Source organism: Streptomyces sp. ALI-76-A (genome assembly GCF_030287445.1).
In the GTDB taxonomy this organism is placed as follows: Bacteria; Actinomycetota; Actinomycetes; order Streptomycetales; family Streptomycetaceae; genus Streptomyces.
This window is the reverse complement of record NZ_JASVWB010000002.1, coordinates 3,339,550-3,355,591: the sequence shown is the minus strand read 5'-3', so window position 1 is coordinate 3,355,591 and position 16,042 is coordinate 3,339,550. Positions and strand designations below refer to the sequence as shown.

Annotated in this window: 14 protein-coding genes; 12 read left to right on the top strand and 2 right to left on the bottom strand. The window is 70.6% G+C overall.

What is annotated here, in order from left to right:
* Positions 1–31: 31 nt before the first annotated feature.
* The 10 genes from folC to QQS16_RS15950 all read left to right on the top strand — a co-directional run bounded on the left by folC (position 32) and on the right by QQS16_RS15950 (position 12,858).
* The gene (gene folC / locus QQS16_RS15995) at positions 32–1,552 is read left to right on the top strand and encodes a bifunctional tetrahydrofolate synthase/dihydrofolate synthase (protein ID WP_286062375.1); all 1,521 of its coding nucleotides are present in this window, start codon (positions 32–34) and stop codon (positions 1,550–1,552) included.
* A 9-nt stretch (positions 1,553–1,561) separates the two neighbouring features.
* The gene (locus tag QQS16_RS15990; RefSeq protein ID WP_286062374.1) at positions 1,562–1,918 is read left to right on the top strand and encodes a DUF4233 domain-containing protein; all 357 of its coding nucleotides are present in this window, start codon (positions 1,562–1,564) and stop codon (positions 1,916–1,918) included.
* A 96-nt stretch (positions 1,919–2,014) separates the two neighbouring features.
* Positions 2,015–2,428 (top strand): nucleoside-diphosphate kinase, encoded by a 414-nt coding sequence (gene ndk / locus QQS16_RS15985; protein ID WP_095753071.1) that lies wholly within the window; start codon positions 2,015–2,017, stop codon positions 2,426–2,428.
* Between the two features lie 268 nt (positions 2,429–2,696).
* On the top strand, positions 2,697–3,716 hold the full coding sequence (locus QQS16_RS15980; RefSeq protein WP_004931372.1) for a rod shape-determining protein: 1,020 nt from the start codon (positions 2,697–2,699) through the stop codon (positions 3,714–3,716).
* Between the two features lie 134 nt (positions 3,717–3,850).
* Positions 3,851–4,798 (top strand): rod shape-determining protein MreC, encoded by a 948-nt coding sequence (gene mreC, locus QQS16_RS15975; RefSeq protein ID WP_286062373.1) that lies wholly within the window; start codon positions 3,851–3,853, stop codon positions 4,796–4,798.
* Between the two features lie 13 nt (positions 4,799–4,811).
* Positions 4,812–5,489 carry a rod shape-determining protein MreD gene (mreD, locus tag QQS16_RS15970; RefSeq protein ID WP_286062372.1) on the top strand — a complete coding sequence of 226 codons (678 nt, stop codon included), beginning with the start codon at positions 4,812–4,814 and terminating at the stop codon, positions 5,487–5,489.
* A gap of 169 nt (positions 5,490–5,658) precedes the next feature.
* Complete coding sequence (mrdA, locus tag QQS16_RS15965) at positions 5,659–7,905, top strand: penicillin-binding protein 2 (protein ID WP_286062371.1); 2,247 nt, start codon at positions 5,659–5,661, stop codon at positions 7,903–7,905.
* The gene (rodA, locus tag QQS16_RS15960; protein ID WP_286062370.1) at positions 7,902–9,101 is read left to right on the top strand and encodes a rod shape-determining protein RodA; all 1,200 of its coding nucleotides are present in this window, start codon (positions 7,902–7,904) and stop codon (positions 9,099–9,101) included. Before mrdA ends, rodA begins: the two co-directional genes overlap by 4 nt.
* A 79-nt stretch (positions 9,102–9,180) precedes the next feature.
* Complete coding sequence (locus tag QQS16_RS15955; RefSeq protein WP_286062368.1) at positions 9,181–10,809, top strand: CYTH and CHAD domain-containing protein; 1,629 nt, start codon at positions 9,181–9,183, stop codon at positions 10,807–10,809.
* A gap of 87 nt (positions 10,810–10,896) precedes the next feature.
* Positions 10,897–12,858 carry a TIGR03960 family B12-binding radical SAM protein gene (locus QQS16_RS15950; protein ID WP_286062367.1) on the top strand — a complete coding sequence of 654 codons (1,962 nt, stop codon included), beginning with the start codon at positions 10,897–10,899 and terminating at the stop codon, positions 12,856–12,858.
* A gap of 96 nt (positions 12,859–12,954) precedes the next feature.
* Here the strand turns inward: QQS16_RS15950 and QQS16_RS15945 are convergent, their stop codons facing one another.
* Both QQS16_RS15945 and QQS16_RS15940 read right to left on the bottom strand, forming a co-directional pair.
* Positions 12,955–13,110 carry a hypothetical protein gene (locus tag QQS16_RS15945; RefSeq protein WP_286062366.1) on the bottom strand — a complete coding sequence of 52 codons (156 nt, stop codon included), beginning with the start codon at positions 13,108–13,110 and terminating at the stop codon, positions 12,955–12,957.
* A gap of 218 nt (positions 13,111–13,328) precedes the next feature.
* Positions 13,329–13,913 carry a TerD family protein gene (locus QQS16_RS15940; RefSeq protein ID WP_286062365.1) on the bottom strand — a complete coding sequence of 195 codons (585 nt, stop codon included), beginning with the start codon at positions 13,911–13,913 and terminating at the stop codon, positions 13,329–13,331.
* A gap of 153 nt (positions 13,914–14,066) precedes the next feature.
* Between QQS16_RS15940 and QQS16_RS15935 the strand changes: the two genes are divergently transcribed.
* Positions 14,067–15,182, top strand: a complete 1,116-nt coding sequence (locus QQS16_RS15935; RefSeq protein WP_286062364.1) for a hypothetical protein — start codon at positions 14,067–14,069, stop codon at positions 15,180–15,182.
* Positions 15,183–15,230: 48 nt separating this feature from the next.
* Positions 15,231–15,995: a TIGR03936 family radical SAM-associated protein gene (locus QQS16_RS15930; protein WP_286062363.1), complete on the top strand. Its 765-nt coding sequence runs from the start codon at positions 15,231–15,233 to the stop codon at positions 15,993–15,995.
* Positions 15,996–16,042 lie beyond the last annotated feature (47 nt).

Sequence of the window (16,042 nt, the reverse complement as noted above, 5' to 3'; positions counted from 1 at the left end):
CCGGTGCCCCGCCGCTACGTAGACTGGCCCCGTGAGTGAGCAGCCCCCGCGCGACAGCAGCGAGCAACCCGATCCGCTCGACCACTTCGAGGAGATCATCGCGGCCGAGACCGGCCGTGACCCGGATCTGGCGGTGATCGAGGCAGGCAGCCGCACCCTGCGGACCCTGGGCGGCCCACCGGAGGCCGGCGTGCCCACGCGACCGGCGGACCCCGAGGTCGACAAGGCCCTGCGCGAGGTCGAGGCGGAGCTGGCCACCCGCTGGGGCGAGACCAAGCTGGAGCCGTCGGTCAGCCGCATCGCCGCGCTGATGGACGTGCTGGGGGAGCCGCAGCGGTCGTACCCCTCGATCCACATCACCGGCACCAACGGCAAGACCTCCACCGCCCGCATGATCGAGGCCCTGCTCGGCGCCTTCGACCTGCGGACGGGGCGCTACACCTCCCCGCACGTCCAGTCGATCACCGAGCGGATCAGCCTCGACGGGGCGCCGGTGACCGCCGAGCGGTTCATCGAGACGTACCAGGACATCAAGCCGTACACCGAGATGGTCGACTCCCAGCAGGAGTACCGGCTCTCCTTCTTCGAGGTGCTGACGGCGATGGCGTACGCCGCCTTCGCGGACGCGCCCGTCGACGTGGCCGTCGTGGAGGTGGGGATGGGTGGCTCCTGGGACGCCACCAACGTCATCGACGCGGACGTCGCCGTCGTCACGCCCATCGACCTCGACCACACCGACCGGCTCGGTGGGACGCACGCCGCGATCGCCACCGAGAAGGCCGGCATCGTCAAGCAGGACGCGACGGTCGTCCTGGCGCAGCAGCCGGTCGACGCCGCTCAGGTGCTGCTGAAGAAGGCCGTGGAGGTCGACGCGACCGTGGCCCGGGAGGGGCTGGAGTTCGGGGTCGTCTCGCGGCAGATCGCCGTCGGCGGGCAGCTGCTCACCCTGCGCGGGCTCGGCGGGGAGTACGAGGAGGTCTACCTCCCGCTGCACGGCCCCTACCAGGCCCACAACGCGGCCGTCGCCCTGGCCGCCGTCGAGGCGTTCTTCGGCGTCGGCTCGCAGCGGCCCGAGCCGCTCGACATCGACACCGTCCGCAAGGCCTTCGCGGCCGTGTCCTCCCCGGGACGGATGGAGGTCGTACGGCGGTCCCCGACCGTCGTCCTGGACGCCGCCCACAACCCGGCGGGCGCCCGCGCCACCGCCGAGGCGATCGGGGAGGCCTTCGACTTCAGCCGGCTGATCGGGGTGGTCGGGGCCAGCGGGGACAAGAACGTACGGGGGCTGCTGGAGGCGTTCGAACCGATCTTCGCGGAGGTCGTCGTCACCCAGAACTCCAGCCACCGCGCGATGGACGCCGACGCGCTCGCCGCGATCGCCGTGGAGGTGTTCGGCGAGGAGCGCGTGCAGGTCGAACCGCGGCTGCCGGACGCCCTGGAGGCCGCGATCACGCTGGCCGAGGAGGACGGCGAGTTCGCGGGCGGCGGTGTGCTCGTCACCGGATCCGTCATCACCGTCGGCGAGGCCCGGCTGCTGCTGGGGAAGGGCTGAGACTCCACCATGCGTACCCTGTGTGCTTCGACCCTGATCGGCGAGGTCTTCATCATCGGCTTCGCCGCACTGGTCGCCATGAAGGACCCCGACCTGTCCACGAGCACCGTGTGGACGGTCAGCGGGACCGCCATGGTCCTGTGCCTGCTGCTGTGCGGCATGGTGACCCGCCCCGGTGGCGTCGCCCTCGGCTGGGCCCTCCAGATCGCGCTGATCGCCTCCGGTCTGATCGTGGGGACGATGTTCTTCCTGGGCGCGGTCTTCACGGCCCTGTGGTGGGCCTCCGTGCACTACGGGAGGAAGATCGACGAGGCGAAGGCCCGCTTCGCGGAGCAGGCCGACGCCTCGGCCCCGGACCCCGCCTGACCGCTCCCTCGCCCGGTCTGACGCTGCGTGACACACGGCTGGACACGGCCTGTAATCTCAGCATCCCGCACATCCGTGATCCGAAGGAGCCCCGTAGTGAGCCAGCGCACCCTCGTCCTCCTCAAGCCCGACGCCGTTCGTCGTGGCCTGACCGGCGAGATCATCAGCCGTATCGAGCGCAAGGCCGGCTGGCAGATCACCGCGCTGGAGCTGCGCACCCTGGACCAGGAGACCCTGGAGCAGCACTACGGCGAGCACAAGGGCAAGCCCTTCTACGAGCCGCTGGTCGAGTTCATGGCGTCCGGCCCGGTCGTGGCGCTGATCGTCGAGGGCGAGCGGGTCATCGAGGGTGTGCGGGCGCTGGCCGGTCCCACCGACCCGATCGCCGCCGCGCCCGGCTCCATCCGGGGCGACTACGGCGTGATCGTCCGCGAGAACCTGATCCACGCCTCCGACTCCGAGGAGTCCGCGGAGCGCGAGGTGAAGATCTTCTTCCCCGGCCGCGCCTAGCCTCCACAGCGGAGAAAACGGGAGTCCGGGGGCATAGCTCCCGGACTCCTTGGCATAGGCGTGCCGATCGGGGGAACGGGTGGCCCCGAACGCACGTCTCCACAAGCGGACCCGCACATCATCTGCTGACAATGGCGGAGACCCTCACGCAGTGTTCGCGAAGGCGCGTCTACGATGGAAGCCTTCACGTCACAGCACCCGCCTCGCCGACCTGAACAGCCCTCAAAAAGCTCGTGGGAAGGCCAGAAGAATCCTGATGGGGAACTCAATGTCGTTCATCGGCCGTGACATGGCTGTCGACCTCGGGACCGCCAACACGCTGGTGTACGTCAGGGGTCGCGGGATCGTACTCAACGAGCCGTCCGTCGTCGCGATCAACACGAACACCGGTGGCATCCTCGCGGTCGGGGCCGAAGCGAAGAAGATGATCGGGCGCACTCCCGGCAACATCGTCGCCGTGCGTCCGCTGAAGGACGGCGTGATCGCCGACTTCGAGATCACCGAGCGGATGCTCCGCTACTTCATCCTGAAGATCCACAAGCGGCGGTATCTGGCTCGTCCGCGGGTCGTCGTCTGTGTGCCCTCCGGCATCACCGGCGTCGAGCGCCGCGCCGTCATCGAGGCGTCGTCCCAGGCCGGCGCCCGTCAGGTGCACATCATCGAGGAGCCCATGGCCGCGGCCATCGGCTCCGGCCTGCCGGTCCACGAGGCCACGGGCAACATGGTGGTGGACATCGGCGGCGGCACCACGGAGGTCGCGGTCATCTCCCTCGGCGGCATCGTCACCGCCCAGTCCATCCGCGTCGCGGGCGACGAACTGGACAACGCGATCATCCAGCACATCAAGAAGGAGTACTCCCTCCTGCTGGGCGAGCGCACGGCCGAACAGATCAAGATCACGATCGGTTCGGCGTACGACCTCGACGCCGACGAGCACACCGAGATCCGCGGCCGGGACCTCGTCTCCGGGCTGCCCAAGACCGTCGTGATCTCGGCCGCCGAGGTCCGCAAGGCGATCGAGGAGCCGGTCAACGCGATCGTCGACGCGGTGAAGACGACCCTGGACAAGTGCCCGCCGGAGCTGTCCGGCGACATCATGGACCGGGGAATCGTTCTGACCGGCGGCGGAGCGCTGCTGCGCGGCCTCGACGAGCGGCTGCGCCGCGAGACCGGCATGCCGATCCACATCGCCGAGGACCCGCTGGACAGCGTGGCGCTCGGATCCGGCAAGTGCGTCGAGGAGTTCGAGGCGCTGCAGCAGGTGCTGGACGCCCAGCCGCGCAGATGACCTGCCGCGACGATTCCGCCGTACGAGAAGATCTCCTCTCGTACGGCGGATCGTTGATCTGGAGACGTACGCTCGCCCCCGCACACCTGAACACTGCACACGAATTCCTATGAGGAAGGGCACGGCCGCCGCACGTGAGGGACACACGAGAGAGCCGGCTGCTCCTGGTGCTGCTGGTCGCCGTCGCGTTCGCGCTGATCACGGTGGACATCCGCGGCGGGGAGGACTCGCCGGTCGACGGTGCCCGCCAGGCCGCGGCCACCGTCTTCGGCCCGATCGAGAACGGCGTGTCGGCCGCGGTCGATCCGGTCGGCAACGCGGTCTCCGCCATCCGCGACTCCGGTGAACGCCACGACCGGCTCGCCGAACTGGAGAAGGAGAACGCGGCCCTCGAGGCGAAGCTCGGCAGCGACGACCGCAACCGCTCCCGCCTGGCCCAGCTCGACAAGACGCTGAAGATCGCCGGCGCGGGCCAGTACGGCATCAAGGGCGCCGAGGTCATCGCGATAGGAGCGGCCCAGGGCTTCTCCTGGACCATCACCATCGACGTCGGCGCGCACGACGGCATCACACGCGACATGACCGTCCTCAACGGGGACGGCCTGGTCGGCCGGGTCACCACCGTCGGCCCGAACACCGCCACCGTCCTGCTCGCCAACGACCCCGACTTCACCGTCGGCACCCGCATGGAGGCCAGCGACGAACTGGGCTTCGCCTCCGGGCAGGGCGACAGCGCGCTGCGCGTCGAACTGCTCAACGGCAAGGCCGAGATCAAGAAGGGCGACCGCCTGGTCACGTTCGGCTCGCAGGCCGACAAGCCCTTCGTGCCCGGCGTGCCGGTCGGCGTGGTCTCCCGCGTCGACCCCTCCGGCGGCGACCTCACCCGCACCCTCTACGTCACGCCGTACGTCAGCTTCACCAAGCTCGACATCGTCGGGGTGGTCGTCGAGGCCCCCAAGAAGAACCCACGCGACACGGTGCTGCCCGCCAAGCCCAAGCCGACCCCCACGCCGACCGTGACGGTCACCGTCACCCCGTCCGCGAACGCGCCGGTCGACGGCCAGATCCAGCCAGAGCAGTAGGAGCTTGTAGCCCATGCGTGTCAACCGGATCCTGCTCTCCTCCGCCCTGGTCGTCGTCGCCCTGGTGCTCCAGGTGAGCGTCCTCGCCCGCCTCCACCTCCCCGGCGCCGTCCCCGACCTGCTGCTGCTCACCGTCCTCGGCCTGGCCCTGGTGTACGGCCATGTCGGCGGCGCCCTCGTCGGCTTCGGCGCGGGCCTGCTCGCCGACCTCGCCCCGCCCGCCGACCACGCGGCCGGCCGCTACGCCCTCGTCCTGTGCGTCATCGGCTACCTCGCCGGGCTCGCCAAGCCGGAGAACGGCCGCCTGAAGTCCGCCACCGGCCCCATGGTCGTGGTCGTGGCCGCCGCGATCGGCTCCACCCTGCTGTACGCCGGGGTCGGCGCCCTCGTCGGCGACACCGCCGCCCGCCATGTCGGCCTCGGCAACCTGCTGTTCACGGCCGCGCTGTACGACCTGCTGCTCGCCCCGTTCGTCGTCCCCGGCATCATGGCGCTGGCCCGCCGCGCCGACAACGACCCGCTCGCCGACACCGGCTCCGCCGCCAAGGCCAACGACCTCTCCTCCGGCTGGCTCTCCTCGGGGACCGGCCTGAGGATCGGCGGGCAGCGCGGCGGCCTCGGCGCCCTGAAGACCAGGGCCCGCACCCGCACCACGCGCGTGGGCCGCATCAAGGGGGTCAAGCGGCTGTGACGGCAGACCAGTTCACCCGAACGGGGACACCGGGGCGGAACGCGGCCTCACCGGCCCGTCGTTCATCCTTCGTACGCGCACACACGTCCGCACTCCGTGAGGGGGAGGCAGCCGCAGTGACCGCCCACCCGTCGTCCGCCACCGCCCTTCCGACGAACCGGCCGCGCCCATGACCAACATCCCCGAGACCGGCCGGACCCCACGGGTCCAGATCCGCCTCGTCGTCATCCAGATCCTCGTCCTCTCCCTGCTCGGCACGCTCGGCGGGCGCCTGTGGTACCTCCAGATCCGCGAGGGTGACGAGTACGCCAAGGAAGCCTCCGGCAACCACGTGCAGCAGGTCGTCGACCCCGCCGTGCGCGGCTCGATCCTGGACGCGCGGGGAGTGGCGCTCGCCGACAACGAGACGCGGCTCGTCGTCTCCGCCTCCCGCACCGACCTGCTGAAGATGCGGGACGACGGCAAGGGCGTCCTGACCAAGCTGGCCGGTGTGCTGGGCATGACGCCCCAGGAGGTCATGGAGAAGGTCCGGCTGTGCGACGCCAAGACGCCGCAGCCGTGCTGGAACGGCTCGCCGTACCAGCCGATCCCCATCACCGACGAGGCCACCCCCAAGCAGGCCCTGCAGATCCGCGAGCGCGCCGAGGACTTCCCCGGCATCACCGCCGAGCCGCAGGCCGTCCGCCGCTACGCCGCCCCCGGCAAGGCCAACACCGCCCAGGTCCTCGGCTACCTCTCGCCCGTCACCGACGAGGAGATCACCAAGGCCCAGGACACCGACTCGCCCTACCTGCGCTCCGACCAGGTCGGCCGCAGCGGCCTGGAGCGCCAGTACGACAAGGAACTGCGCGGCAAGGCGGGCGTCACCCGCTACGAGGTCGACAACCTCGGCCGCGTCATCGGCGAGGCCGAGGCCGACCCCGCCCAGCCCGGCTCCTCCCTCGTCACCAGCATCGACGCCCGCGTCCAGCGCGTCGCGGAGTACGAGCTGAACGACGCCATGAAGGAGGCCCGCAAGACGTTCGACAAGAACACCGGCGAGAACTACAAGGCGGACTCCGGCGCCGTCGTGGTGATGGAGTCCAAGACCGGCCGCGTGGTCGCCATGGCGTCCAACCCGACCTACGACCCGAACGCCTGGGTCGGCGGCATCTCCGCCAAGGACTACGCCCAGCTCACCGGCAAGAAGTCCAACTACCCGCTGCTGAACCGGGCGATCCAGGGGCAGTCCGCTCCCGGCTCCGTCTTCAAGGTCGTCCCGACGGCCGCCGCGGTCAACGCCGGCTACTCCTTCAACGGCCCCTACCAGTGCTCCAGCTCGTACTCCATCGGCGGCCAGGTCTTCAAGAACTTCGAGTCCAAGGGGTACGGCCCGATCAGCCTCGGCCGCGCCCTGGAGGTCTCCTGCGACACCGTCTTCTACCGCCTCTCGCACCAGGAGTGGCAGAAGGACGGCGGCAACAAGCCGAAGAAGAAGGCCAACGACTGGTTCTACAAAACCGCCCACCAGTTCGGCCTCGGCAAGGAGACCGGCATCGACCTCCCCAACGAGGTCACCGGCCGCGTCCCCGACCGCCAGTGGAAGCTGGACTACTGGAAGGCCAACAAGAACTCCTGGTGCAAGTACGGCAAGAAGGGCGGCACGTACGCCGAGCAGATCGCGTACGAGAACTGCCTGGAGGGCAACAGACTGCGCGCCGGTGACTCCGTCAACTACTCGATCGGCCAGGGCGACACCCTCGTCACCCCGATCCAGATGGCGACGATCTACGGGGCCATCGCCAACGGCGGCACCCTCTACGACCCGACCGTCGGCAAGGCGATCATCAGCCCCGACGGCAAGACCGTCCAGGAGATCAAGCCGAAGGCGCACGGCAAGCTGCCGATGACGCAGAAGACCCTCAGCGAGATAGACGGTGCCCTCGAAGGAGTCGCGACCCGCGGTACCGCAGCCTGGCGGTTCGGCGGCTGGCCGCAGGACGAGATCCCGATGCACGCCAAGACGGGTACGGCCGAGGTCTACGGCAAGCAGACCACCTCCTGGTTCACCACGTACACCGAGGACTACACGGTCGTCATGACCATCTCCCAGGGCGGTACGGGCTCCGGCGCCTCCGGTCCCGCCGTACGCAAGATCTACAACGCGCTCTACGGCGTCTCCGAGGACGGCACGATCAACAAGAAGAACGCCCTGCTGCCCACCCCGCAGAAGAGCCTGCCGAAGGTCCAGACCGACGGGACGATCAAGGCCCCGAAGGTCGCCAAGGACCCGGCGAAGGAGCAGCGGGTCAGCCAGAAGGGCGAGACGGAGCCCGACGGGACACAGCTGGCGGCGACGGTGAACACGCCGACCACCGGCAACCGGAACGCCCGGCGCCGGCCACGCGGCAGGGGGAGCCGGAGGATGCTCGCATGACCGGCGCAAACGCCTTCCACGTCTCCGGCTACGGGCCCGAACGCGCGGGCTGGACCCGCGTGTTCGCCCGTGACTCGCTCACCCGCCGGCTCGACTGGCCGATACTGCTGGCGGCGCTGGCCCTCTCGGGCATCGGCTCGCTGCTCGTCTTCTCGGCGACCCGCAACCGCACCGACATCAACCAGGGCGACCCGTACTTCTTCCTGGTCCGGCACCTCATGAACACCGGCATCGGGTTCGCCCTGATGCTCGGCACGGTATGGCTCGGCCACCGCACCCTGCGCACGGCCGTACCGATCCTGTACGGCGCCTCGGTCGCCCTGATCCTGATGGTGCTGACCCCGCTGGGCACCACCGTCAACGGCGCGCACTCGTGGATCGTGCTGGGCGGCGGCTTCTCCCTCCAGCCCTCCGAGTTCGTGAAGATCACCATCATCCTGGGCATGGCGATGCTGCTGGCGGCCCGGGTCGACGCGGGCGACAAGCCCTACCCCGACCACCGGACGGTGCTCCAGGCGCTGGGACTGGCCGCCGTACCGATGCTCATCGTGATGCTGATGCCCGACCTGGGGTCGGTGATGGTCATGGTGATCATCGTGCTCGGCGTGCTGCTGGCCTCCGGCGCGTCGAACCGGTGGGTGTTCGGACTGCTGGGCGCGGGCGCGGCCGGCGCGATCACCGTATGGCAGCTGCACATCCTGGACGACTACCAGATCGCCCGGTTCGCGGCCTTCGCCAACCCCAGCCTCGATCCCGCGGGCGTCGGCTACAACACCAACCAGGCCCGCATCGCGATCGGATCGGGCGGTCTGACCGGCGCGGGCCTGTTCGAGGGCTCGCAGACGACGGGTCAGTTCGTGCCCGAGCAGCAGACGGACTTCGTGTTCACGGTCGCGGGTGAGGAGCTGGGCTTCGTCGGCGCGGGCCTGATCATCCTGCTGCTGGGCGTCGTGCTGTGGCGCGCCTGCCGCATCGCCCGCGAGACGACCGAGCTGTACGGCACGATCGTCGCCGCCGGCATCGTGGCGTGGTTCGCCTTCCAGTCCTTCGAGAACATCGGCATGACCCTCGGCATCATGCCGGTCACCGGTCTGCCACTGCCGTTCGTGTCGTACGGAGGCTCGTCGATGTTCGCGGTGTGGGTGGCGGTGGGGCTGCTCCAGTCGATCCGGGTGCAGCGGCCGATGTCGGCGTAGCGGAGCCGATCTCCGCCTGACCGGCCTCTGCCCTGACCGGCCTCTGCCCTGACCGGCCACCGACCACTGGATTCAGGTCATGGTGGACACCAAGCGCGAGATCGAGCGGAAGTACGAGTCCGACGAGCGCGGGTTGCCCGACCTGACCGGTGTCGCCGGCGTCGCGGCCGTGATCGACAAGGGCGTCGCGCACCTGGACGCCACCTACTACGACACCGTGGACGAACGCCTCGCCGCGTCCTCGATCACCCTGCGCCGCCGCACGGGCGGTTCGGACGCGGGCTGGCACCTGAAGTTCCCGGTGGCCCCGGGCGTACGCGACGAGATCCGGGCGCCCCTGTCCGACACCGTGCCCGGCGCACTGGCCGGGCTGGTCCGTTCCCGGGTGCGGGACGCGGAGCTGGTGCCCGTGGTCCGGCTGCGCTCTGACCGTGACGTGCGTGACCTGGTCGACCTCGACGGCCGGCTGCTCGCCGAGGTGAGCGTGGACGCCGTCCTCGCCGAGCGGCTCACCGGGGGCGGCGGCCCGGCCCAGTGGACCGAGATCGAGGTGGAACTCGCCGACGGGATCGCCCCGGTCCTCCTCGACAAGGTGGACAAGCGGCTCCGGCGGGCAGAGGTGCGCCCGTCCGGCTCCGCGTCCAAGCTGGCCAGGGCGCTGTCGGAGACGGCCCCCAGGAAGACGGATACGGCCCCCAGGGAGACGGAGAAGGCCGGGAAAGCCGGGAAGATCGGGAGGGCAGGGAGATCCGATACGACCGGGACATCCAGGGCATCCGGGACGACCGGGAAGCAGCGGCGCGGCACGCAGGCACCGGTTGCCGACCTGCCGCCCGTGACGGCCGGCGACCACGTCCTCGCGTACCTGAGCGCCCAGCGGGACGCCCTCGTCGCACTCGACCCGGCCGTCCGGCGGGACCTGGACGACGCCGTGCACCGGATGCGCGTCGCCACCCGCCGGATGCGCAGCGCCCTCCGCTCGTACCGCAAGGTCCTGGACCGGACCGTCACCGACCCGATCGGCGCGGAACTGAAGTGGCTGGCCGGGGAGCTGGGCCAGGACCGGGACGAGGAGGTGCTGACCGAACGGCTGACCAGCGCCCTCGACGGCCTGCCCCCGACCCTGCTGACCGGGCCGGTCGGCACCCGGCTGCACATCTGGTCGCACGCCCGTCGCGGTGGATCGCGCCGGCGGCTCGGCGCCGTCCTGGACGGCCGCCGGTATCTCGAACTCCTGGGCACGCTCGACGCCCTGATCGCCGATCCGCCCTTGCTGCGGACGGCCGGCGGCAGACCGGAGAAGGTGATCGGGAAGGCCGTCCGCGGCGACTTCGCGGCCGTGGCCCGGCTGGTCGAGCGGGCGGTGGAGCTGACGCCGGGGGACGACCGGGACGTCGCGCTGCACGAGGCCCGCAAGAAGGCCAAGCGGACGCGGTACGCGGCGGAGTCGGCGGTTCCCGCGCTCGGGGTGCCGGCCACCGCACTGGTCCGGTCGATGAAGGCGCTACAGGGGCTGCTCGGCGACCACCAGGACAGCGTGATGGTCCGGGAGGCACTGCGCGACCTCGCCCGCCAGGCGCACACGGCGGGGGAGAGCGCCTTCACGTACGGGCTGCTGTACGGCCGGGAGGAGCGCCGCGCGGCGGCCGTGGAGGCCGGGCTGCCCGGTTTCTGGGCGGGGATCAGGGGCGGGGCGGCGGTCCTGTGAGCCCGCGGGCGTGCCGGGGGTGCTCGCGGCCGCGTTAGCCTAGATGGTCACCCCTGTCAGTCCTGTCCCGCTCACGAAGGTCGCGAGATGCCTGCCGAAGTCGCTGCGTCAGTGTTCCCGCAGCTCGAAGCTCTGCTCCCGCACGTGCAGAAGCCGATCCAGTACGTCGGCGGAGAGCTCAACTCCACCGTCAAGCCGTGGGAGTCGTGCGACGTCCGCTGGGCGCTGATGTACCCGGACGCGTACGAGGTCGGACTGCCCAACCAGGGCGTCATGATCCTCTACGAGGTCCTGAACGAACAGCGGGGCGTCCTCGCCGAGCGCACCTACAGCGTGTGGCCGGACCTGGAGGCGCTGATGCGGGAGCACGGCGTTCCGCAGTTCACGGTGGACAGCCACCGCCCGGTGCGCGCCTTCGACGTGTTCGGACTGAGCTTCTCGACGGAGCTGGGCTACACGAACATGCTGACGGCGCTGGACCTGGCCGGGATCCCGCTGGAGTCGAAGGACCGCACGATCGACGACCCGATCGTGCTGGCCGGCGGCCACGCCGCGTTCAACCCCGAGCCGATCGCCGACTTCATCGACGCGGCGATCATCGGCGACGGCGAGCAGGCCGTGCTCGACATGACGCGGATCATCCGTGAGTGGAAGGCGGAGGGACAGCCGGGCGGCCGCGAGGAGGTCCTGTTCCGCCTCGCGAGGACGGGGTCGGTGTACATCCCGGCGTTCTACGACGTCGAGTACCTCTCCGACGGCCGTATCGCCCGGGTCGTACCGAACAGGTCGGGTGTTCCGTGGCGTGTGTCCAAGCACACCGTCATGGACCTGGACGAGTGGCCGTACCCGAAGCAGCCGCTGGTCCCGCTGGCCGAGACGGTCCACGAGCGCATGTCCGTCGAGATCTTCCGCGGCTGCACCCGCGGCTGCCGCTTCTGCCAGGCCGGCATGATCACGCGTCCGGTGCGCGAGCGGTCGATCACCGGCATCGGCGACATGGTGGAGAAGGGCCTGAAGGCGACCGGTTTCGAGGAGGTCGGCCTGCTGTCGCTGTCGTCGGCGGACCACTCGGAGATCGGCGACATCGCCAAGGGCCTCGCCGACCGGTACGAGCAGGACAAGATCGGCCTGTCGCTCCCGTCGACCCGGGTGGACGCCTTCAACGTCGACCTGGCCAACGAGCTGACGCGCAACGGCCGCCGGTCCGGCCTGACCTTCGCTCCCGAGGGCGGCTCGGAGCGGATGCGCAAGGTCATCAACAAGATGGTCTCGGAAGAGGACCTGATCCGGACCGTCGCGACGGCGTACGGCAACGGCTGGCGCCAGGTGAAGCTGTACTTCATGTGCGGTCTGCCGACGGAGACCGACGAGGACGTCCTCCAGATCGCCGACATGGCGATGAGCGTCATCCAGAAGGGCCGCGAGGTCTCCGGCCAGAACGACATCCGCTGCACGGTGTCGATCGGCGGCTTCGTGCCCAAGCCGCACACCCCGTTCCAGTGGGCGCCCCAGCTCTCCGCCGAGGAGACGGACGCCCGCCTGGGCAAGCTCCGCGACAAGATCCGCGGTGACAAGAAGTACGGCCGCTCGATCGGCTTCCGCTACCACGACGGCAAGCCCGGCATCGTCGAGGGCCTGCTGTCCCGCGGCGACCGCCGCATCGGCGCGGTCATCCGGGCCGTCTACGAGGACGGCGGCCGCTTCGACGGCTGGCGCGAGCACTTCTCGTACGACCGCTGGATGCGGTGCGCCGACAAGGCGCTGGTGCCCTTCGGCGTGGACGTCGACTGGTACACCACGCGTGAGCGCACCTACGAGGAGGTCCTGCCCTGGGACCACCTCGACTCCGGCCTGGACAAGGACTGGCTCTGGGAGGACTGGCAGGACGCCCTCGACGAGACGGAGGTCGAGGACTGCCGGTGGACGCCGTGCTTCGACTGCGGGGTGTGCCCGCAGATGGACACGTCCATCCAGATCGGCCCGACGGGCAAGAAGCTGCTGCCGCTGACGGTCAAGAAGGACGCGGCGACCAACGGGCACACTCACTGACGTGGGGGAGGCTCTGTAGCGCTGCTGAAGGCTCCGGGACGACGGCCGGGCCGGTGCGAAGTGCCTCCGAATGCAGCGGGAACCACGGCCTGGGTGTCACCCGAGGCGCTTGAGCGGGAGCCCGAGTGTGTCGTCGGCCGAGTGCATCAGGGTGATCTCCTGGGCCACGGTCGCGGTGCCGGCGGCGACGGTCCGGTCGGCCGGCACCCGAGCGACCGCGTCGCCGACCTGGTGCGCCGCGTCGACGACCACGGCCGCGCCCGCCGCGGCGGGCGCGCGCGGCGGTGACGGGCTTGCTGCTGGCGGACGGAGTGACCCGGGTCCCCTGGCACGTGCACTGGTGAGGGCCGGGGCGCCGGGGCACGTGGCCGGTTCCGCCGCCGCACCGGCTCCGGGGTGGACCTGCGGGAGGCGCGTGTCCGACCGGTCCCGGCCGCCGGGTTTCGTGGCGGCGGCCGGCGGCCGGGTGATCACTGGGCGGCGGCGAAGCGCATCAGGGACAGCTGGTCCCCCTGCTTGATCTTTCCCGTCACGTTGATCACTTCGAGCTTCCAGGTGCTGCCGTTCCGTACGGCCTTGGCGACGGCGCAGCTGTTGTCCTGGGTGAGCATGCTCGGCCAGATGTCGGCGACCTGCTGAGTGCTGCCGCCCGTGGCGTCGTACACCTTGAAGCTGATGTTGCGCGCCTTCTGGAAGGAGCTGCCCTTCTTGTAGGCGGCGGCGACGAACACGATCGAGGTGATGTGGGGCGGGATCTTCGAGAACTCCACCATGACCGTCTCGTCGTCACCGTCCCCGTGTCCGGTCTGGTTGTCTCCGCTGTGCAGCAGCGAACCGTTGCCGATGGGGTCGAGCGAGTCGAGGCCCGCCAGGCGGACCGGGTCACCGGCGTGCATGGCGATGGCGATCAGGTCGAGGTCGGTGCCGGTCTTCCGGCGCAGCATGCCCATCACTCCGCCGCTGCTGCCGGAGGTGGCGTCCCAGGACACCCCGATGGACAGATGGGTCACCCCGTCCAGGTCGGCGGGACCGTCTTCCTTCGTGAGCGTAATCATGTGTGGATCATCCTCTGCGTGGACGGGAGTGCGACAGGCCCATACTGCACGGGCTTTCCCCGAAGTCCCGGAACGCGTCAGCCACCCGGGGCCCGGAACAAGCAGCAGTCGTGGTACCGCATCCGCAGGGGGTGCCGCGGCGTCTACACCGGTATGGATCTGGAGAAGCCGCCGGCGCCGCGGCCACAGGAGCCCGAGGGGTGCCTGGTCGTCGCCGTGCGCCTGCCCGTGCGGATCGTCGTGCTCGTGCTGGTCGTGCCCGTGCGGATGGTGTGGGACGCGCTCGTCGTGGCGGGGCGGCTCCTGACGGACGCGGTGCTGCGGCCCGTGGGGCGGGCGTCGCTGTGGGTGGGGCGGGCGCTGTTCGTGTGGCCGTTCGTCGGGCTGTGGCGGTACGGCGTCGTGCCCCTCGCGCGGGCGCTCGCCTGGCTGGGGAACGTGCTCGTCGTCGTGCCCGCGGTGTGGCTGTACCGGTATCTGCTGACGCCGTCCGGGCATGCCCTCGCCTGGGGCGTGCGGGGCCTCGGGGACGGGCTGGCCTGGGTGTACGCGCGCGTGCTCACTCCCGTGGGGCATGCCGTCATGTGGACGCTCAGGGGGCTGGGTGCCGGGTTCGCCGCCCTGGGGCGCGGTGTGCGGGCCGCGGCGGCCTGGTTGGCGCGGTACCTCGTCGCCGCACCCGCGGTGTGGGTCTACACGTGGATCCTGACACCGGTGGGGCATGCGATCTCCTGGTGCGTGAAGGGGCTCGTGTGGTGCCTGAGCATGATCGTCACGGGGGTCGGCCTGGGGCTGTACTGGGTCGCCCGGATTCTGGTGGTGCTGCCCGCGCTCGCTGTGTGGCGCTGGGTCCTGGTGCCCGTCGGGCACGTCCTCGCCGTCCTCGGACGGGAGACGGCGGACGCCCTCGGACACGCCTGGCGGATCGCCGGACACCTCTCGCTGGCCGTCGGAAGGTTCCTCGGCACCGCTTTCCGGTGGATCTTCGTCGAGCCGGTGCGCTGGGCGTACCGGACCGTCCTCACCCCCGTCGGACACGTGATCCGGGACACCGTCCTGCGGCCCGCCGCCGAGGCCGCGCGGGGCGTCGGACGGGTCACCCGGCAGGTCCTCGCCGCGGCCCGCGAGTCCGCGCGGCAGGCCCGCGCCGACTTCCGGCGCATGCTCCTCGGGAAGCCGGGGCAACCGCAGATGGTGGATCGGCGGGAACCGACGAGCGCCGAGACACGTACTCTTGGTAGGAGTACGACCGCTCTCACGAAGGACTGAACGACACTGGGCAAGCGACAGCCCGAAGGCCCGCCGCCCGCACTGGCGGTGCAGCGCATCCGACTGCGCTACACCAAGCGCGGCCGCCTCCGGTTCACCAGCCACCGTGACTTCCAGCGCGCCTTCGAGCGTGCGTTGCGCCGTGCCGAGGTGCCGATGGCGTACTCGGCGGGGTTCACGCCGCATCCGAAGGTGTCGTACGCCAATGCCGCACCCACCGGCACGGGCAGCGAGGCGGAGTATCTGGAGATCGCGCTCACCGAGGCGCGTGACCCGGAGCAGCTCAGAGCCCTCCTCGACGAGTCGTTGCCCGCCGGGCTCGACGTCATCGAGGCGGTCGAGGCCCGGACGTCCGGTCTCGCCGACCGGCTCACGGCTTCCGTCTGGGAGCTGCGGCTGGACGGGGTCGACCCGGCGGAGGCCGAACGCGCGGTGGGGATGTTCAACGCCGCCGGGGCCGTCGAGGTCCAGCGCATGACCAAGAACGGCCTGCGGACCTTCGACGCCCGCCCCGCGGTCGCCCACCTCGAAACGCACCGTCCGCAGGCTGATAGGCCGAGCGACCAGCCCTGTGCGATACTGCGGCTGGTTGTTCGGCACGTGACGCCTGCCGTACGACCCGACGACGTCCTGTCCGGTCTCCGCGCCGTGGCCGACCTGGCGCCGCCGGTCGCCGCAGCGGTGACCAGGCTGGCGCAGGGGCTGTTCGATGAAGAGACCGGCACGGTGACCGACCCGCTCGCGCCCGACCGCGAGGCAGCGGAGGCCCTCTCAACGGCCGACCCCACTGCCGCCGCGAAGGCGCCGGCGTAAGGAAGGTCCCGCGAAGGGACGGACGTCGTAAGCGCCGCCCTCGGACT